The organism is Tenacibaculum retecalamus (assembly GCF_027941755.1).
In the GTDB taxonomy this organism is placed as follows: domain Bacteria; phylum Bacteroidota; class Bacteroidia; order Flavobacteriales; family Flavobacteriaceae; genus Polaribacter; species Polaribacter haliotis_B.
Genome location: NZ_CP115916.1, coordinates 158,431 through 178,397, shown reverse-complemented (window position 1 = coordinate 178,397; position 19,967 = coordinate 158,431). Strand labels below are relative to the sequence as shown.

General features: G+C 30.4%; 15 protein-coding genes and 1 pseudogene. 9 read left to right on the top strand and 7 right to left on the bottom strand.

Annotated features, from left to right (window positions below; all coding sequences use genetic code 11):
* The first annotated feature begins 85 nt into the window (after positions 1–85).
* The 5 genes from aspS to PG912_RS00805 all read left to right on the top strand — a co-directional run bounded on the left by aspS (position 86) and on the right by PG912_RS00805 (position 7,097).
* On the top strand, positions 86–1,840 hold the full coding sequence (gene aspS, locus PG912_RS00825) for an aspartate--tRNA ligase (protein ID WP_275688105.1): 1,755 nt from the start codon (positions 86–88) through the stop codon (positions 1,838–1,840).
* A gap of 404 nt (positions 1,841–2,244) precedes the next feature.
* On the top strand, positions 2,245–2,463 hold the full coding sequence (locus tag PG912_RS00820) for a hypothetical protein (RefSeq protein WP_275688104.1): 219 nt from the start codon (positions 2,245–2,247) through the stop codon (positions 2,461–2,463).
* A complete protein-coding gene (locus PG912_RS00815) occupies positions 2,435–3,256 on the top strand; it encodes a tetratricopeptide repeat protein (RefSeq protein ID WP_275688103.1) in 822 nt (273 codons plus the stop codon). The genes PG912_RS00820 and PG912_RS00815 overlap by 29 nt, the downstream gene beginning before the upstream one ends.
* A gap of 111 nt (positions 3,257–3,367) precedes the next feature.
* Complete coding sequence (locus PG912_RS00810) at positions 3,368–5,875, top strand: DUF2339 domain-containing protein (protein ID WP_275688102.1); 2,508 nt, start codon at positions 3,368–3,370, stop codon at positions 5,873–5,875.
* Positions 5,835–7,097, top strand: a complete 1,263-nt coding sequence (locus PG912_RS00805; protein ID WP_275688101.1) for a hypothetical protein — start codon at positions 5,835–5,837, stop codon at positions 7,095–7,097. Before PG912_RS00810 ends, PG912_RS00805 begins: the two co-directional genes overlap by 41 nt.
* Positions 7,098–7,162: 65 nt before the next feature.
* Here the strand turns inward: PG912_RS00805 and glpQ are convergent, their stop codons facing one another.
* Entirely contained in the window at positions 7,163–8,161 is a 999-nt protein-coding gene (glpQ, locus tag PG912_RS00800) for a glycerophosphodiester phosphodiesterase (RefSeq protein ID WP_275688100.1), read from the bottom strand.
* 67 nt (positions 8,162–8,228) lie between these two features.
* Entirely contained in the window at positions 8,229–9,269 is a 1,041-nt protein-coding gene (locus PG912_RS00795) for a zinc metalloprotease (protein ID WP_275688099.1), read from the bottom strand.
* A 399-nt stretch (positions 9,270–9,668) separates the two neighbouring features.
* Between PG912_RS00795 and PG912_RS00790 the strand changes: the two genes are divergently transcribed.
* Positions 9,669–10,370, top strand: coding sequence for a Bax inhibitor-1/YccA family protein (locus tag PG912_RS00790; RefSeq protein WP_275688098.1), 702 nt, complete (start codon positions 9,669–9,671; stop codon positions 10,368–10,370).
* A 353-nt stretch (positions 10,371–10,723) separates the two neighbouring features.
* Here PG912_RS00790 and PG912_RS00785 read toward each other — a convergent pair.
* Positions 10,724–11,936: pseudogene (locus PG912_RS00785) on the bottom strand (aminotransferase class V-fold PLP-dependent enzyme).
* 93 nt (positions 11,937–12,029) lie between these two features.
* Between PG912_RS00785 and PG912_RS00780 the strand changes: the two are divergent.
* Positions 12,030–13,355, top strand: coding sequence for a serine hydrolase domain-containing protein (locus tag PG912_RS00780; RefSeq protein ID WP_275688097.1), 1,326 nt, complete (start codon positions 12,030–12,032; stop codon positions 13,353–13,355).
* A 3-nt stretch (positions 13,356–13,358) separates the two neighbouring features.
* Positions 13,359–13,703 carry an SdpI family protein gene (locus tag PG912_RS00775; RefSeq protein ID WP_275688096.1) on the top strand — a complete coding sequence of 115 codons (345 nt, stop codon included), beginning with the start codon at positions 13,359–13,361 and terminating at the stop codon, positions 13,701–13,703.
* A gap of 151 nt (positions 13,704–13,854) precedes the next feature.
* Here the strand turns inward: PG912_RS00775 and PG912_RS00770 are convergent, their stop codons facing one another.
* Positions 13,855–14,532, bottom strand: a complete 678-nt coding sequence (locus PG912_RS00770) for an SCO family protein (protein WP_275688095.1) — start codon at positions 14,530–14,532, stop codon at positions 13,855–13,857.
* A gap of 160 nt (positions 14,533–14,692) precedes the next feature.
* On the opposite strand from PG912_RS00770, the gene rseP reads away from it, so the two are divergent.
* Complete coding sequence (gene rseP / locus PG912_RS00765; RefSeq protein ID WP_275688094.1) at positions 14,693–16,039, top strand: RIP metalloprotease RseP; 1,347 nt, start codon at positions 14,693–14,695, stop codon at positions 16,037–16,039.
* 268 nt (positions 16,040–16,307) lie between these two features.
* Here rseP and PG912_RS00760 read toward each other — a convergent pair whose 3' ends face one another.
* The 3 genes from PG912_RS00760 to PG912_RS00750 are packed head-to-tail and all read right to left on the bottom strand — an operon-like array spanning position 16,308 to position 19,889.
* A complete protein-coding gene (locus PG912_RS00760; protein ID WP_275688093.1) occupies positions 16,308–18,116 on the bottom strand; it encodes a lysophospholipid acyltransferase family protein in 1,809 nt (602 codons plus the stop codon).
* A gap of 56 nt (positions 18,117–18,172) precedes the next feature.
* Positions 18,173–19,417: an aspartate kinase gene (locus PG912_RS00755; RefSeq protein WP_275688092.1), complete on the bottom strand. Its 1,245-nt coding sequence runs from the start codon at positions 19,415–19,417 to the stop codon at positions 18,173–18,175.
* On the bottom strand, positions 19,404–19,889 hold the full coding sequence (locus PG912_RS00750) for a GNAT family N-acetyltransferase (RefSeq protein ID WP_260584765.1): 486 nt from the start codon (positions 19,887–19,889) through the stop codon (positions 19,404–19,406). The genes PG912_RS00755 and PG912_RS00750 overlap by 14 nt, the downstream gene beginning before the upstream one ends.
* Between the last annotated feature and the right edge of the window lie 78 nt (positions 19,890–19,967).

The window sequence follows — 19,967 nt, the reverse complement described above, 5'->3', positions numbered from 1 at the left end:
CTAGTCATTTAGTATTCATTTTTATTCTAACTACTTTTAATCCTCCTTTTTATTTACGTAATTTTGCACTTTTAAAATTCAAGAAATGTACAGAACGCAAACTTGTGGCGAATTAAGAGCCTCACACATAAATACTGAAGTTACCTTATCTGGTTGGGTACAAAAATCTCGTGATAAAGGTTTTATGATTTGGGTAGATTTACGTGATCGTTACGGAATTACACAGTTAATTTTTGACGAAGCTCGTACCTCTAAAGATTTAATGGAAAAAGCCAAAACTTTAGGACGTGAATTTGTTGTTCAAGTTACCGGTACTGTTATTGAAAGAGAATCAAAAAATAAAAATATTCCTACTGGTGAGGTTGAATTATTAGTAACTAGTTTAGAGATATTAAACGAAGCTAAAACTCCGCCTTTTACTATTGAAGATAAAACGGATGGTGGTGAAGATATCAGAATGAAATATCGTTACTTAGATATTCGTCGTAATCCTGTAAAAGATAGTTTGATCTTTAGATCGAAAGTATCTATGGAAGTACGTAAATATTTATCTGATCAAGAATTTATAGAAGTTGAAACACCTTATTTAATCAAGTCAACTCCAGAAGGAGCACGTGATTTCTTAGTGCCTTCAAGAATGAATGCAGGTCAGTTTTACGCATTACCACAATCACCTCAAACCTTCAAACAACTATTAATGGTTGGTGGAATGGATAAATACTTTCAGATTGTAAAGTGTTTTAGAGATGAAGATTTACGTGCCGATCGTCAGCCAGAATTCACACAAATTGACTGTGAAATGGCTTTTGTAGATCAAGAAGATATTTTAAATATTTTTGAAGGGTTAACACGTCATTTACTAAAAGAAATCAACAACGTTGAAGTAGATAAGTTCCCAAGAATGTTATTCGATGACGCGATGCGTTTGTATGGAAATGACAAACCAGACATCCGTTTCGGAATGGAGTTTGGCGAATTAAATGACGTTGCACAGCAAAAAGAATTTAAAGTATTTAACGATGCTGAATTAGTTGTTGGTATCGCTGTTCCTGGAGGAGCAAAATATACAAGAAAAGAAATAGATAAATTAATCGATTGGGTACGTCGTCCTCAAGTGGGAGCTTTAGGAATGGTGTATGTAAAATGTAACGAAGATGGTACTTTTAAATCATCTGTAGATAAATTTTACGACCAAGAAGATTTAGCAAAATGGGCAGAAAAAACTGGCGCAAAAGCTGGTGATTTAATCTGTATTTTATCAGGAAACACTACTAAAGTACGTGCGCAATTATCTGCTTTACGTATGGAAATGGCAGAGCGTTTAGGTTTAAGAGATCCGAAGGTATTTGCTCCGTTATGGGTAATTGATTTCCCATTATTAGAGCTAGACGAAGAAACTGGTAATTATCATGCAATGCACCACCCGTTTACGTCACCAAAACCTGGTCAGTTAGCATTATTAGATACAAATCCTGGCGATGTAAAAGCAAACGCTTATGATTTGGTATTAAACGGAAATGAAATCGGTGGAGGTTCTATTCGTATTCATGATAAGGAAACGCAAGCTATTATGTTTAAGCATTTAGGCTTTACGGAAGCTGAAGCTAAAGAACAATTTGGTTTCTTAATGGATGCTTTTGAATACGGTGCGCCACCTCACGGAGGTTTAGCTTTCGGATTGGATAGGTTGGTTGCTATTTTAGGCGGACAAGAAACAATTCGTGATTTTATTGCATTCCCTAAAAACAACTCTGGACGTGATGTAATGATTGATGCTCCGGCTGCTTTAAACGATCTGCAATTATCAGAATTAAGTATAAAATTAGACTTAAAAGAGTAACTTACTTTTTTATAAAATATATAAATCCCGTTCTAAATTTAGAACGGGATTTTTTATTACTTTTAAATCATGAAAAAAAGAAAATTCTAAAAATTGTTTTAATAGTTTTTGCTGCTATTTTAGTTCTTATTGGTTCACTACTTCTCTTCGGATACTTTTATATTAACCAAGCATATGATACCGAAAACAAACCTTTTAAACATTATGTTGGTTACATTGATCAAAGTAAAGCTCTTTTAAACGATAAACACCAACTATGTAATGATGGTAGTATTTATCACACCTATAGTAGTGCAAGTTTAAAGGCTTACAAAGGCTCTAAAAAGCAATTTAGAGATGCAATAAACACGCAGTTTAACACAAATAATTATACAGAATCTGGTTATTTAAATTATCGATTTTTAGTGAACTGTGAAGGAAATGCAGGATGGTTTGAAATTATTGAAATGGATTTAGATTTAAAAGAAAAATCTTTGGATTCTAAAATGGTAAATGAGTTATTAACCTTTACCTCAAAACCAAAAAATTGGAATGTTATTTCTTATGATGACAAACCGCAAAATTATTACATGTACATATCTTATAGAATAGAAAATGGAAAAGTTACTCAAATTATCCCTTAGCCTTATACTTATTATTAGTTTTCTGTCTTGTAAAAATGAAGAAAGCAAAAGAACTTTAGCCGAAAAAAGATATAAAAAAGCCGTGTTTTTCACACAAGGTTCAACGCCATTTCAAAACGGAATTACAGAAGCGATAGAAATAGATTCTACTTATGTAGAAGCAGTTTACGAATTATCCGTGGCATATTTAAAAAGAGGAATGCCAAATAAATGGAAACCGCAATATGATAAGGCTTTAAAACTAGATTCTGTAAACCGAATTCCTTGGCGTGGATACTTATATTTATGGTTTTATAGAGATTACAAAAAAGCAATTGCCGATTTTGATAGTAGTGATATTTTAACACCTAATTTTATTGATGCTCCGCAAGGCTTAAGTGTAGATTGTTGGCGAGGAATTGCTTATTTAGGCCTAAACGATTATAAAAAAGCTATTTTTTATTTTGATAAATATATCGATAAAGAAATTGAAGATTTTAGTGAAAGTTCTGTGGATGTTACTGCCTTTTTATACAAAGGTATCGCGTATCTCGAATTAGAAAACTATGTAGAAGCTCAGCTTTGCTTTGATCGTGTTATTAAAAATTCGTACGGTTTTAGCGCTGATGCAAAATACTACAAAGCTTTTATATTTAAAAAACAAGGTGAAATTGAAAAAGCGACTAAGCTGTTAGATGCTGCTATAAAAGATTTTAATGATGGCTATTATAATCAAAGACCCTATGTAGAAACTTTACGTCAATTATATTTAGGCGATTATAAAGAGTTACAAAAATCATTATCTAACAAATAAACTATCGAGTGACTATTTTTAGCTATTGATTTCCAATAGATGCTCTATGTATTAAAGTTACTTTTTCATTTTAATTATTACAACAATCGTTATCATTTTAAAAGTTTACATTTGATATTAAAATTCAAAAAAGATTCTATGGAAGGTTTTTTATTTATAACACTCATTTTATGTTTCTATTTTCTTAACAGAAATATAAACAGCAAGTTTAAAGAGCAAAACTTAACTATTGAAGATTTAAAAAACCGACTTCGTTTTCTTCAAAATGAAATTCTTTCAAAAAGAACAGCTTCCGAAACAAAAGAAACAGTTGTTGTAGCTAAAAAAACTGTAAAGGATGAACCGATTAAAGTAGTAAAACCTACTACTATTGTTCCCGAAAAAAGCATCGGAAAAACAATACAACCAGTTCCAATTGTTGACACTCCACAAAAACCTACTTCAGCTATAACTCAAAAACAAGTTGTACAGCAAAAAGTTAAAACAACTCCAAAAAAATCTTGGTTAAACTCATTCAAGGAGAAAAACCCTGATTTAGAGAAATTTATCGGTGAAAACTTAATTAATAAACTCGGAATCTTAATTTTAGTTTTGGGAATTAGTTTCTTCGTTAAATATGCAATTGATAAAGATTGGATAAACGAACCTGCAAGAGTAGGTATTGGTATTTTATGCGGTTCGCTTGTTATGGCTATTGCTCATAAACTAAAGAAAAACTATGCTTCTTTTAGCTCCGTTTTAGTAGCCGGAGCAATTAGTATCTTTTATTTTACTATTTATATTGCGTTTAACGAATATCAATTATTTAGCCAAACCGTTGCTTTTAGTATAATGGCAGTTATTACTGCCTTTAGTAGTTTAGTTTCTGTTTCTTACAACCGTCAAGAATTAGCTGTTTTATCATTAATTGGCGGATTTGCTGCACCTTTTATGGTAAGTACTGGTGAAGGTAATTACATTATATTATTCACATATATTGCCATTTTAAACATTGGTATATTAGGTATTTCTTATTTTAAAAAATGGAAGATTTCAACTATTCTAGCGTACATTTTCACTACCATATTATTTACTAGCTGGTGCGCCTTAAAAATAGGTGAACCTTCATTTTCACATACAGGAGCCTTAACTTTTGCTACTATCTTTTATTTTATATTTAGTATTACTATTGTTTTAAATAACCTTAAAAACAAAGGTGTTTTCTCTGCAATAGAGTATCTTATTTTGGTTGCGAATACGTTTGTGTTTTTCGGAACGGGAATGTTAATACTAAATGATTTAGACTCTAATCTTACTGGATTATTCACATTGTTATTAGCGGTTTATAATTTAGGTTACGCCACTGTTTTATATAAAAAATTCGGATTAGATAAAAACGCAATATATCTCTTAATTGGCTTAGCACTTACTTTTGTTACACTTACAATACCAATTCAATTTGAAGGAAATCATATTACCTTATTTTGGGCTGCAGAAGCAGTGTTGTTATTTTGGTTGTCACAAAAATCGAAAATTAATTCTTTTAAAATAGGCGCCGTAATTGTACAAACTCTAACGCTTTTTAGCTTATTAATAGATTGGGATCGTTATGGTTCATCCGAAGAATTATCAGTAGTTTTTAATCCGTTATTTATTGCTGGTTTTATGGTAAGTATTTCGATGTTTTTAACGTATTGGTTATTACAAAAAGAAAAGGAAGTTGTTGCTAAAGTTTTTCTGCTAAATATTAATTTTTACAAAAAATTGGTTTTAATTCTTGCGGTTCTTGTAAGTTATTTCACAGGAATTTTGGAAATCAGTTACCAAGCAGATCAGTTTTTAGAAAACACTTTTTCAGTGTTATCTTTCCCACTAGTTTATCATTTTGTTTTTGTGGCTGTTTTATTATACTTAACGGCAATATTAAAAAACAAAGCATTTTCTAAGTTCGTATTATTAATAAGTGGTTTTTCTATCTTATTTTATATTCTTTCTTTTTATAAGTTTCCAGCAAACGAAATGGCTCAAAATTTCATCGGCAACACCCATTCTAAATATGCTTTTTACTTTCATTATATTGTTGTAGCGTGTTTAATTTATTTCGGATATCAGCTATTTAAAAAAACACATTCAATTTTTAATATAAAAGCAACGAAAAGCAAGTGGTTGCCTTGGTTATTTACTTTTGCGATTGTATATGTATTAAGTAATGAAATAATGACCCATGGTTTGTATATTTCTAATACGGTTGATGTAGTTGAATTAGCCGAAAAATTTCCCGACACTGAAGATAATCGATACTTAAAAAGCAATTTTGTAAACACACAAGTGCAAGAAACTAAAACACAAATTATAAAAATAGGATATCCAATACTCTGGGGTGTTTTTTCTTTTATATTTTTAATTATAGGAATAAGAAGACAGTGGAAAACATTGCGCGTAATTGCACTTTCGTTGCTAGGTTTAACGATTGTTAAATTGTTTATGTACGATATTAAAAACGTATCAGAAACCGGAAAAATAATTGCTTTTATTTTATTAGGTATTTTAATATTAGTGATTTCTTTTGTGTATCAAAAAATTAAAAAATTAGTAGTTGATGAAACCTCAGAAAAAGAAGACAACAATGAAGAAATATAGTTTATTAGCAGCCTTTTTTATTGCAATTACTGGATTTAGCCAAAGCCATAAAGGATCTTTAGATACAATTAAAGAAGATGGTTTACATAAGATAATGCTATCTCAAAAGATACGTTCTTCAAGTAGTGATAATTTTAATACTTTACGAATAAAAGATGCTCAAAAAAACGAGGTTCCCTATGTTTTAATTTATAATAACGACAGGAATTTTTCTACTTTTAAAACGGTTAAAATAGCGTCTAAAAAAATAATTAAAGATTCTGTTACTTCTATTGTTATCAAAAATGAAAGTGGTAAAAAGCAAGATTATATTACACTTAAAATAGCAAATACTAAAATCAGAAAAAGCTATAATGTATATGGTAGTGACAACGGAAAAGATTGGTTTGGTTTGGTTTCTGATAAAAAACTATCTTATATAAATATTCCTAGTAAAACGGCATCAGGAAACGTGTTTTTAGAAAAAACGATTGATTTCCCACTAAATACTTATGCATTTTTACGTATTAATTTTAACGATAAAAACTCATTACCTATCAATATTTTAGAAGCTGGAGTTTATGAAAGTAAGTTTTTTACGCAAGCACCTTTAGAGGTTTCTAATTACAAACAAAAAACTGTTATTTTAAAAGATAAAAAAGTAACTCAACTTAAATTTTCGGCAGAAAATGCTCATAAAATAAATACTATTTCGTTTAATATTACTACTGATTTTTTTCTGCGTAACGCAAAGGTTATCGTAAAGAGAACTCGTAAAATTAAAAAACGTATTGAAACTTATGATCAAGTAATTGCCAGATTTCAATTGAATTCTAAAAACAAAAATACGTTTGTTCTTAACAACTTAAATGAAAAAGGATTTAGCATAGAAATCGAAAATAAAGACAATCCGCCTTTGGCGATAGAAAACGTACAATTATTACAAAAACCAGTATACCTAATCGCTAATTTAAAGCAACAGAAAAAATACACAATAGTTATTGATACTACACTTAATAAACCTTCGTACGATCTAGGTAATTTTATTTCTAACAAAACAATTGCCCTAAAAGAAGCAAGCGTTTTAAATTTTTCAAGAATTGAACAAGAAGCCGTAAAACAAAAAAACACCCCTTTTTGGAAAACTAAAATTTTTATGTGGCTTTGTATTGTTTTTGGCGGATTTTTAGTTGTTTATTTTGCCTTTGGTTTGATAAAAGATATAGATACTAAAGAACAGTAATAACTAAACCGAAGCTATTTATTTTTGAAGTTAAATTCAATAATATCTATTTACATGAATTAGAGTTATTTCTTAGCTAAAAACTGTACCATTTTATCAGGAAAATCAGTAAAACCACCATCTATATTTGCTTCAAAGAATAATACTTGTAGCATTTCATCGAAAGAAGAAAACTCATCTAGTTGATCGGCTCTAAAAGTATACGGATGCACTTTTAATCCAAGTTTGTGCGCATCAGCAACCAAAGAAGTAAACAACCATTTTCCGTTTTCTTTTTTATTCAAAATTTGCTTGTACCACGGTCCAATTCCGTCAGCATACGTTACAAAATGGTCTAATTTTTTTGTTTCTTCTGTAAACTCAATTAATTGTACTAAGAACAAATCAGATTCTAATTCTACCCGAACTCTTTCTAATTCTTTGGCATCAAAACATTGAAAAATACAATTGTCACTTTTTGTTTTATAACCATAATCTGACAAAACAGCTAAAGTGATTTTAGCGATATCTTTTCCGTTTTCGTGATGGAATTCCGGGTTTTTAATCTCTGGATAAATTCCGATATTTTTCCCTGTACTGTAATTTAAACCCTGAATCAATTCTATTTCTTGTTCAAAAGAATGCAGTTTAAAACTTCCTTTATTTTTAGGAAAACGACTCTCGTAAAATTGCTCTCCAGTTTTTGGGTCAAAACGTTCGGTTACTTGTAATTGCTGCAACTCATCAAAAGTAAAATCAATTACATAATATCGATTGTCTTTTCTTTTTTTATCAGGAAAAACCTCAGCAACATTGGTAACATCCTCTAAATAAATATCATGAATAACAATTGGCACATTGTCTTTACTTAACACCAAATCTTGCTCAATATAATCAGGATTCATAGCGTAGGCCATTGCTTTTGCTTCCATTGTATGCTCTGGTAAATATCCTGATGCTCCACGATGTGCAATTACTATTTTACTTGAATTCATATTATTATTCTGCTTCTTATTTTCAACTCTATTAACAAAAACATTTCCTAAAAATAATACTTTTGTAATGACTAACTTTAGAGTATTCAATCTATAAAAATAAAAAAAGTCAAGAGAAAATTCTCTTGACTTTTAATTTATTCTAAAAATATATTGTTTAGTTTAACATAGAAGCTCTTGAACCTCCTGGAGCAAAAATAGCTCTCATTCTAGATTTTTGACCTTCAGAGAACATTGTCATACAAGCATCATCAGTATAATCCATATAGTTCATTGTCATATCAGTAGATTTACAATTAACTGTTGGATAAGAAGGACATCCGTAATTTGGAGCATCAGAGGATGGAGTATCAGCTACGTAATCATCTTGACGACATCTACCATCTCCCCAAATATGACGTAAATTTAAGTAGTGACCAACTTCGTGAGTCATTGTACGACCACCATCAAACGGAGCAGATACATAACCTGTTGTTCCAAAATACTGTGGAGAACACACAACACCATCTGTAGCAGAACTACCTCCTGGAAATTGAGCATATCCTAAGATACCACCACCAATGTTAGCAACCCAAATATTTAAGTGAGTAGCTGGTGTTACTGGAGGATAAGCAGATTTTACTGCATTATTAGTTCCCCAAGATGAAGTAGAGTTAGAATGTCTAAAAGTTCCCGCTAAAGTAAAAGTAATTTCAGAATCTGCTGCACTACCTGCAAATTCAGAAGGTGTATTACCTGCATCAGAATTTTGCTTTCTAAAGTCGTTATTTAAAACTGTAATTTGTGAAGCAACTTGTGCGTTACTTATGTTTTCTTGAGAATTACTGTATACAACGTGTACATATACAGGTATATTAACAACTCCTAAATTGTCTGGCTCTGGAGTAGTACCTCCGCCTCCGCCAGTGTTTCCACCACCGTTTGTTGGTTTTCCTTTAGCAGCGATAAGTTTACGTGTAGCATACTCGATATCGTACATTTTCTTGTACAATCCTGGATTTTCTTTTAATTGTTGGTTTAAAACTCTCATTGAGTAACACTTGTCATTTCCTCCCCTATGTTGAGCCTCATCAGTCTCTACATAAAAGTCGCTCATATCAATTGCTTCTTGAGCCGGTAAAACCGAATCATTACTATTGTCTTGACATCCTACTAAAACGGTAGCAGCAACTGCTAATGTTAAAAAAATTCTTTTCATGTTATAAAAATTAAAAAGTTAGTTAAGTTTTGCCTATTGGCATTATTAATTTTTAAAAAACACCGAATTATTATTTTTGCAAATAATCATCTTTTTTCTTATCATTTTGATAAGTTTTTGAAGGATTTTTTATCGATGTCCAATATACTCTTTTTTTCAAATCTTAAAAAAAAGTTAAAAAAAACTCGCACTCCCTTTAAAATAGACTTGGGAACGCCAATTTCTAAAAAAAATAATATGTTTAATTTTTATGAAAAAAACAGGATAAACGGCAATTTTAAACATTTAAAACTAAGAATAATGCAAATTAAACACCAAAAGTTTAATTTTTTCACAAAGACAAATCAACACTTTAAATTATTTACAAAAAACTATATTTGTTAACTTAAAAAAACAATTATGGAAAACTCATTTAACAATAAAATTCTAGTAGCTCAAGTATCAGAAACAGATAGAGTTGCTTTTTACAAAAAAACCTATGCACATGTTGGTTTAGGGGTATTATTATTTATCGTATTTGAATATTTATTATTGCAAAACGCTACAATAGTAGAGTTTGCTTTATCGATGACCCAGGGTTATAAATGGCTATTATTATTAGGTGGTTTTATGTTGATTACCAATTATGCAGAAAGTACTGCCTTAAAAACATCTGACAAAAATTTACAGTATTTAGCATACTCGGGCTATGTATTTGCAGAAGCATTTATTTTTATTCCGCTTATTTATATGGCAATTTCTTACACTAATAATTTTGAAATTATTAAACAAGCCGGAATTGTAACTTTAGGATTGTTTGTAGGAATATCATCAATTGTATTTATCACTAAAAAAGATTTTTCTTTTATAAAAGCAGGCTTAAGTGTTGGTTTCTTTATTGCAATCGGACTTATTATTGCGGGTACTTTATTCGGTTTTAATTTAGGTTTATGGTTTTCTGTAGGAATGTGTGTGTTAGCTGCAGGTACTATCTTATACCAAACCTCTAACTTGGTTAACAAATTTTCTACCGACGATTATATACCGGCTGCATTAGGCTTATTTGCTTCTTTAATGTTGTTGTTTTGGTATGTTTTACAAATTTTTATGTCGAGAGATTAAAAGACAATAAATTTAAAGCACTCTAAAATTAATTTGAAGCTATTTCCCGCTTTCAGCACTCGCTTTTTTTAAGAAAAATAAAAAAGAGCTCAAACAAATGCTTCAATCGGGGCTAGGCATTTCTACACAATTTAATATGTAGATAATACTGAATTTAGTTCTCCATCGCATCAAAAGTAGAATTATGGCAAATTAGGATGTGAACCTGAAATAAATTCAGGTAGACGGATTCGATTTATTATATCTTTTTTAGATAAAATTTAAACAGACTCTAAAAAAAAAGACCTCACAGATTTTTAAAATCTGTGAGGTCTTTTTTTTAGATATAAAATGCTATTCGCTAAAAGAAATTTTTAACTCAACATCATTTGTGCTCTTTTTAAAGCGGTTACCAAAACATCTATTTCTTCTTTAGTATTATAAAAAGCAAACGATGCTCTTACTGTACCCGGAATACAATAAAAATTCATAATAGGCTGTGCGCAATGATGCCCTGTACGAACGGCAACACCCAATTTATCTAAAATACTACCAATATCATAAGGATGAATTCCTTCAATATTAAATGATATTACAGATGCTTTATTAGTGGTTCCGTATATTTTTAAATTTTCAATTTTCTCTAATTCTTCTGTTCCGTACGCTAACAGTTCGCTTTCTTGTTTTGCAATGTTATCAAAGCCAATAGCATTCATATAATCTATGGCAGCTCCAAAAGCAATTCCTCCACAAATATTAGGTGTTCCTGCTTCAAATTTATGAGGCAAACCTGCGTAGGTAGTTTTTTCGAAAGTTACGGTTTCAATCATCTCTCCTCCTCCTTGATATGGCGGCAATAAGTTTAACAACTCTTCTTTACCATATAATAAACCAACACCTGTTGAAGCCACACATTTTATGAGCAGAAGCTACATAAAAATCAGCATCTAACTCCTGAACATCTGGTTTTATATGCGGTACTGCTTGTGCACCATCAATTAAAACATAAGCTCCGAATTTATGAGCTGCATGAATAATTTCTTTTATCGGATTTATGGTTCCTAAGGCATTTGATACATGGTTACAAAAAACCAATTTTGTTTTTGAGTTTAATAACTCATAGTAAACATCCATTCGTAAAGAGCCATCTTCATTCATAGGAATGACCTTTAAAATGGCACCTGTTTTTTCACAAAGCATTTGCCAAGGAACAATATTCGAGTGATGTTCTAAAGCAGAAACGATAACTTCATCTCCCTCTTTTAACAAAGCTGCAAATCCTGAAGCTACAATATTAATACTATGCGTTGTACCAGCGGTTAAAATAATCTCGTATGATTGTTTTGCGTTAAAGTGCTTTTGAACTTTAAGGCGTGCCTCTTCATATTTATCTGTTGCTTCCTGACTTAAAGTATGTACGCCTCTATGAATATTCGCATTGTAATTAGAGTAATAATCAACAATAGCATCAATAACCACTTGTGGCGTTTGTGAAGTTGCTCCATTATCAAAATACACTAATTTTTTTCCGTGTACTTCTCTATTAAGAATAGGAAAATCAGCTCTAATTTCGTTTACATTAAACATATAAAAATCATTATTTTAAACAAAGGTACTGCTTGCTTTTTCAAATACAAACATCAAACAATTAAATTCTTACATTTGCTAAAATTGTTTTATATGAAGAATTTAAAAAGAATACTCTTACTGGTTGTTGTAATATTAGCTGTGGCTGTTTATTTTAATTATCCGAAGTTAAATATTCTTGCGGGTTATTCTGCAAAAAACACCGCTTCCTCAGTTTTTTTAGCGGAACGTAGTTTAGCATTTACTGATAAAAACGACAATGATTTTTCTCCTATTAACTTAACTTCTGATGAAATAAACAAAGAGGAGAAATCGGCTACAGGTACTGCTTTTGGTCTTTTAAAAAGAAAGGCAATTTATAGAGAAGGTTTAGGTGCTGTTTTAATAAATGACACATATGATGTTTCTAAAAAAACATTGGTTCCTAAACGTAGTAAACCTGATAACTCTACGCCGTTTCCGTATGGAAATGCTGATCAAAAAGATACGCTTTTTTCAAATATTGATTACAAAAAACTTAACGAAACTATTGATACTATTTTTAATGATGTAAATCAAACTCGTTCGGTTTTAGTTATCTATAAAGATCAAATTATTGCTGAAAAATATAGCGACGGATTTGATAAAAATTCTAAACAATTAGGTTGGTCAATGACCAAAAGTATTACCAGTACTATTGTTGGAATTTTGCAATGCGAACGAAAATTATATGTGAATTCTGATAATTTATTTGAGGAGTGGAAAAATGATGAACGAAAAAACATTACGCTTCATAATTTACTACAAATGAATTCTGGTTTAGAATGGTTGGAAGACTACAATACAATTTCTGATGTTAGTAAAATGCTTTTTCTTGAAGAAGACATGACTAAAAGTCAAGTAAAGAAACCTCTTGCAGGAAAACCAAACGAAACTTGGAACTATTCTTCGGGAACCACCAATTTAATTTCAGGGCTAATTCGTAAACAATTTAACACGCATCAAGAATATTTAGATTTTTGGTACAGCGCGTTAATCGATAAAATTGGCATGAATTCTATGCTAATAGAAACCGATATGAGTGGTAATTACGTAGGTTCTTCTTATGGTTGGGCAACAGCAAGAGACTGGGCTAAACTTGGACTTTTATATTTACATAATGGAGAATGGAATGGCGAGCATCTTTTTGATAAAGATTGGGTAGATTATGCGACAACTCCAACTCCTGGTTCTGACGGATGGTATGGTGCACAAATTTGGTTAAATGCAGGTAACAGATATCCTAATGTACCAAAAAACATGTATTCTTTTAATGGTTATAAAGGACAAAATGTATTTATCTTGCCAAACGAAAATTTAGTAATCGTTCGTACAGGGCTTACCAAAAATGCAGATATGAATACACTATTAAAAGGAATTATTACTTCAATTAAAAATTAAACAATGAACCCATATTATTACGTACTTTCTGTAAACGGAATCCTTTTAGTATTTAGTATTCTTTTTTACTTGTTTCCGCCTAAAAAAATAAATGCTATTTATGGTTACCGAACTAATAGAGCCATGAAGAATGAAGTTGTTTGGCAATTTGCTAATACTTATTTTAATAAACAATTCTTAATTTATTCTGCAATTTCACTTATTGCGTCATTAATATTGGCTTATATAGCTAAAGAGTTAACCTGGCAACCTATGGCAATTATGTTATTGTCTTTAGCGGTATCTGTTATTAAAACAGAACAAGAGATTAATAAGAATTTCGATGAAGAAGGGAATAAAATAAAGTAATTTTAATGGCTATTAACTGGCTTCATACTATGTGATTCTGAAATAAATTCAAAATGACGGTAAATACATAATTTTAAGAGTAAAAAAATAAACGTTAACTTGAACTTGTTTCCGAGTTAACGTTTATTTTTTTCTTTTATTTTTGATAAGTTTACTTAATGTACTCTTGCTTTAATAAGGTAATATCGTCAATAATTTTTTGCATATTCTCTTTTTTGGTTCCATCATACGAACCTCTAATTTGTCCTTTTTTATCAATTAAAACAAAATTTTCAGTATGTACAAAATCATTTTCATCACCATCTCCTTCATCTAAAACAGCAAAATAATGTTTACGAGCTAAATTGTAAATGTGTTTTTTATCACCTGTAGTAACATTCCATTTTCCGTCAATTACTCCTTTCGCATCCGCATATTTTCTTAATTGAGGTACGCTATCCATAACCGGAGTTACCGAATGTGATAAAAACATAATATCATCATCATTTTTATAATGTGTTTGTAATTCACTCATGTTATAAGCCATTACAATACAAATTGTTTGGCAACGCGTAAAAAAGAAATCAGCTACATAAATCTTATCTTTATAATCGGCATTTGTAATTGTTTCTCCGTTCTGATTTATCAGTTTAAAATCGCCTATTTTATGATTTCTAGATTTTTTTCTTACAGAAATATCTACCAGTTTTGGATTGATATCTGCTGGATTATAAATAGGTAATTTCTCTTCAACTTTTACTAAATGATAAAAAACAGGAATACCCACCGCGCAAAAAACAATTAAAAAAAGTAAGGTGCTTTTTGATTTTTTAAAGAATTTTAAATCCATTTTAGTGTTTTTTTTTTGCAAAAATACGACTAAAAACAAGGCTTATTTATCTTATATCATAAAAGATTTGTTAAAACCAAACCTCATCTATGCTACAAACTTTTACAGCTCTTATGAAAAACGTACATTTGTCCGATTTTAAATTTAGATATACACCTTTATGGAAATTTTAATAAAAGCATCACAATTTATTTTAAGCTTATCGCTTTTAATCGTTTTACACGAATTAGGGCATTTTATTCCTGCTAAAATATTTAAAACCAAAGTAGAAAAGTTCTATTTATTTTTCGATTATAAGTTTTCATTATTCAAGAAAAAAATAGGTGACACTGTTTATGGTATTGGTTGGATTCCGTTAGGAGGATATGTAAAAATATCAGGAATGATTGATGAAAGTATGGACACCGAACAAATGGCATTACCGCCACAACCTTGGGAATTTCGTTCTAAACCAGCTTGGCAACGTTTAATAATTATGTTAGGTGGTGTAATTGTAAACTTTATTTTAGGTATCGTTATTTACATTTGTTTAATGTATGCTTATGGTGAAAAGTTTTTACCAAACGAAAGTTTAAAAGATGGTATTTGGGTACAAGATCAGTTAGGTAAAGATTTGGGTTTACAAACAGGAGACAAAATACTTTCTGTTGATGGTGAACAAATTCAGAAATTTAGAGAACTTCCTTTAGAGTTTATTAATGGAAACAATTATACAGTTGAAAGAAACGGTGTAAAAGTAGATAAAGTAATTCCTATTGATTTTATTTCTAAATTAATTGATCGCGGTAAAAATGCTGGTAGCTTTATCTCGCCAAGATATCCTTTCATAATTGCAGGCTTACAAAAAGATTCATTAAACGCAAGCGCTAATATTCTTGCAAAAGACATTATTACTGCAATTAACGGACAATCGATAACATATTACGATCAAGCAAAACCTATTTTACAAAACTTAAAAGGGCAAGATGTTACTGTTACTTTAAAAAGAAATAAAGAGGTTTTAAACGTTCCAGTTAAAGTTTCTGAACACGGAAACTTAGGTGTTGTTTGGGGAGCTGTATCTTTAATCGATTTAGAAAAATTAGGGTATTACGAACTGGCAGAAAAATCATATTCTTTTGGTGAAGCTATCCCTGCCGGAACTACAAAAGCATGGACTACCTTAACGAACTATATTAAACAAATGAAAAAGATTTTTAATCCGAGTACAGGCGCTTATAAAGGTTTAGGAGGGTTTATTTCTATTGGGAGTATTTTTCCTGCTGAATTTAGCTGGCAATCTTTTTGGAACATCACCGCTTTCTTATCAATTATGTTAGGTTTCATGAATTTATTACCAATACCTGCTTTAGATGGTGGACACGTAGTATTTACCTTATGGGAAATGATTACTGGTAAAAAACCTGGTGATAAGTTTTTAGAGTATGCACAGTTAACAGGTTTTGTTTTACTGATTATTCTATTACTATTTGCTAATGGAAATGATATTTTTAGGCTATTTAAGTAATAGTACAAAGACTACATAAACAAAAAGCATCGTAATTTTTACGATGCTTTTTGTTTATATATCAATGGTAGAATTACTTACTATGAAACTGTTTTTTTATAAAAAAACTAATATGGTTATTAAAAATTAAACACTTTTGTTTTATCGCTTAAAAAACAAGTATTCAAGATGAAAAACAACATTTATAAAAGTCTTTTTATTACGTTTTAAGCAACAAAAAGCATCCTACCAATAGAATGCTTTTTTGTTTTTCTAAGTAGTTAATCTACTATTTATTCATGTTTTCTGTAGCACGCTTTTCTAACTCTGCTTGAAACTCTTCCATTACTGGTTTTACGGTGCTTTCTGGAATTTCTGCTACCTTAATATACATTAAACCATCTATTGCGTTGTTAAACTTAGGATCTACATTAAAAGCGACCAAACGTGCATTTTGTTTCACATATTTCTTAATTAAAACAGGCATACGTAATGCTCCTGGTTCAATTTCATCAATAATTTTATCAAACTTTTGCATATCTGCTTCTGTAGAGTCAAATACAAAATCTTTATCTGCATCCTTTAACTTTACTTTATATTCTTTTTTAGGGTGAATGTATTGTGCAACATACGGATCGTAATAATGAGATTTCATAAACTCAATCATTAACGATTTAGAAAAATCAGAAAACTGATTACTAATACTTACTCCACCCATTAAATATTTATACTCTGGATAACGTAATGTTGTATGTACAATTCCTTTCCATAATAAAAACAAAGGCATAGGTTTTTGCTGATAACTTTTAGCAATAAAAGCCCTACCTAATTCGATCGTGTTTTGCATCATCGGATACAACTCAGGCTCTATTCTAAATAAAGTATGAATATAAAAACCGTTAATTCCATGTTTTTTATAAATATCTTTACCTAAGCCCATTCTATAAGAACCTACCAATTCATTTTGTACATTATCCCACAAAAAAAGATGGTGGTAATACCTGTCGAATTTATCTAAATCAATTGCCTTATTTGTTCCCTCTCCAACTTCTCTAAAAGTAATTTCTCGTAATCGGCCTATTTCATGTAAAATATTCGGAATTTCTTTTGCGCTCGCAAAAAACACCTCGTAATTTTTACTTTGTAATAACCTACTTCCTTTTTCTCTTAAATCATCTACCTCTTTAATAAATAAATCAGGTGTTCTCTGAGAAGTTATTTTGCTTACTTTTTTAGGTATTTTTAAATTTTGTGTTGATAAAATTTTCTGAGAAGCTTTCTCAAAAGGATTTGCCAACATATATGTTTTCTTTCTTATAAACTCATAAAAAGAAGGCACATCTTTATATTGTTCTTGATCTTTTACAGAAATTGGCTTTCCTATTCGTACTTTTATTATTCTCTTGTTTCTCGAAACTACTTCAGATGGAAGTTTTGCTGTTCTTAACGTGCCACTAATTTTAGATAAAATATAAAATAACGGGCTATTTTTAGCATGGAAATAAATAGGAATTACAGGAACTTTTGCTTTTTTAATTAAACGTACCGCTCCTTCTTCCCATGGTTTATCAATCACTAATTTACCATCACGATGTGTTGAAACTTCACCTGCTGGAAAAATACCTAATGGCTTACCTTCACGTAAATGCAATAATGCTCCTTTAATACCTGCCAAACTCGATTTTGCATCCTTTCTACTTTCAAAAGGGTTTACTGGCATTATATAAGGCTTTAGAGGTTCCGCTCTATGTAATAAAAAATTTGCGATAATTTTATAATCTGCTCTTTTCTCAACCAATAACTTCATTAATAAAACACCATCAATCCCTCCTAAAGGATGGTTAGATATTGTAATAAAAGGCCCCGTTTTGGGAATTCTTTTAAAATCCTCTTCAGGTATTTCGAACTCAATTTTACAATCGTCTAAAATACCGTTTAAAAAATCAAGATCAGACTTATCTTTGTTATTATCATACAATCTATTAACCGCAGAAATACGTAAAATTTTCATCAACGTCCAACCCAAAAAAGTTCCGGCAGCACCGAACTTATCAACTCCAATAACTTTAGCAATTTCTTTTGATGTAACTAATCCCATTAATTCAAATTTGGCATAAACGCAAATATAATAGAATTTTGCGAGATTTTCAGTTTTTATTGTATAACCAACTGCGCAGTTTCAGTATTAATCTGACTAATTATTGATTTTCCTTTCTTGCGGATTTCATTTATAGCGTCTTCATTAAAATGACGAATAGTGTAAAGTGTTACTGCTTTATATGATTTTATTGTAAACCTGTTTTTTAAATCATCATAAAAAGTATCAAAATTATTGTATTTATCATCAACACAAACTGAAAAGCTAATTGCTGAATTCTGAATTAAATTAACTTTTAACTTATATTCATCTAGCTTTTCAAAAACATCACTAATGTTACTTTCTACCATAAAAGAGAAATCTTTTGCTGATATTGAAACCAAAATCTGATCTTTTTTTACAATAAAACAAGGAACTTCGGGAGTAATTTTCTTACCTCTACCTACGCAAGTTCCTTTATTAGACAAATCATCAAAAGAACGAACAAATAACGGAATGTTTTTTTGCTCTAACGGCTGAATTGTTTTTGGGTGAATTACTGATGCTCCGTAAAAAGCCATTTCTATGGCTTCGGTATACGATATTTCATGTAATAATTCTGTTTCGGTGAACACACGAGGGTCTGCATTTAAAACACCTGTTACATCTTTCCAAATTGTAACACTTTCGGCATCTAAACAATATGCAAAGACGCCTGCGGTATAATCCGATCCTTCTCTACCTAAAGTTGTTGTTTCTACACCAACTCCACCTAAAAATCCTTGTGTAATATTTAATTGAGCAGAAACTACGTTTTCTTTAATCAGTTGTTTCGTTAACTCCCAATTAATCTTTGCATCCCTATAATTAACATCTGTTTTTATATATTCTCTTACATCTAACCATTGATTATCTACACCAACTTCTTTTAAATATTCACTAACAATAGTGGTTGATAATAATTCACCAAAACCAACCATTTGATCATAAACATAGTTATAATCTTCTGATTTATTTCGAAGCATAAAACCACTCAATTCACCTAATAAATGAGCTACCTTTTGATAAATATTATGCTCTTTCTCAAATAAACCATGTAATATCTGATAGTGAAAATCTTCTACAATACTTAAAACCTCCTTTAAATTGTTCTTCTTATAAAAGTAAGCATCTACAACATTTTCAAAAGCATTTGTCATTTTTCCCATTGCAGAAATAACAACCAATGTATTCGTTGTGCCTTCATGTTGTAAAACTTTTACTACATTTTTAACACCCGCAGCATCTTTTACCGATGCCCCTCCAAACTTAAATACTCTCATTACAAAATTGTGTTAAGTTTTTTTCATTCATATGGCAAACTCTCCATTCATCATAAACCGTTGCTCCTGTTTTTTTATAAAACTCAATTGCATTTACATTCCAATCTAATACTTCCCAAGCAACTCTTTTAAATCCGTTTTCTTGTGCATATTTCATTACTGAACCATATAATTTTTTTCCAGCACCGATACCTCTTTTAGTTTCAGTAACCATTAAATCCTCTAAATGAAGCGCTTTTCCCTTCCAAGTAGAATAACGTTCGTAAAAAAGCGTCATTCCTATAATGGTTCCGTCTGACTCTTCTGCTACAAATGTTTTAAATTTAGGATTCTCAGAAAATCCATCATAAAGTAAATCATCAACAGTAATTTTAACTGCTGTTGGTTCTTTTTCAAAAATAGCCAATTCAATTATTAAGTTTAATATTGATTGTGCATCCTTTTTTTCTCCTGATCTAATTATAAAACTCATTTGTAGATAATTTTGTGTAAAGATAAATTTTAATAAATTCCTTTAAAACAAATAGAAAATTAAAACACATCGTTTGTT

Coding starts and splice junctions, on each gene's coding strand:
- PG912_RS00755 (WP_275688092.1), bottom strand. CDS start 19,417: ATGAGAGTATTTAAGTTTGGAGGGGCATCGGTAAAAGATGCTGCGGGT.
- PG912_RS00805 (WP_275688101.1), top strand. CDS start 5,835: ATGAAACCTCAGAAAAAGAAGACAACAATGAAGAAATATAGTTTATTA.
- PG912_RS00760 (WP_275688093.1), bottom strand. CDS start 18,116: ATGGGATTAGTTACATCAAAAGAAATTGCTAAAGTTATTGGAGTTGAT.
- PG912_RS00815 (WP_275688103.1), top strand. CDS start 2,435: ATGGAAAAGTTACTCAAATTATCCCTTAGCCTTATACTTATTATTAGT.
- PG912_RS00790 (WP_275688098.1), top strand. CDS start 9,669: ATGGAAAACTCATTTAACAATAAAATTCTAGTAGCTCAAGTATCAGAA.
- PG912_RS00780 (WP_275688097.1), top strand. CDS start 12,030: ATGAAGAATTTAAAAAGAATACTCTTACTGGTTGTTGTAATATTAGCT.
- PG912_RS00775 (WP_275688096.1), top strand. CDS start 13,359: ATGAACCCATATTATTACGTACTTTCTGTAAACGGAATCCTTTTAGTA.
- aspS (WP_275688105.1), top strand. CDS start 86: ATGTACAGAACGCAAACTTGTGGCGAATTAAGAGCCTCACACATAAAT.
- PG912_RS00795 (WP_275688099.1), bottom strand. CDS start 9,269: ATGAAAAGAATTTTTTTAACATTAGCAGTTGCTGCTACCGTTTTAGTA.
- PG912_RS00770 (WP_275688095.1), bottom strand. CDS start 14,532: ATGGATTTAAAATTCTTTAAAAAATCAAAAAGCACCTTACTTTTTTTA.
- PG912_RS00750 (WP_260584765.1), bottom strand. CDS start 19,889: ATGAGTTTTATAATTAGATCAGGAGAAAAAAAGGATGCACAATCAATA.
- rseP (WP_275688094.1), top strand. CDS start 14,693: ATGGAAATTTTAATAAAAGCATCACAATTTATTTTAAGCTTATCGCTT.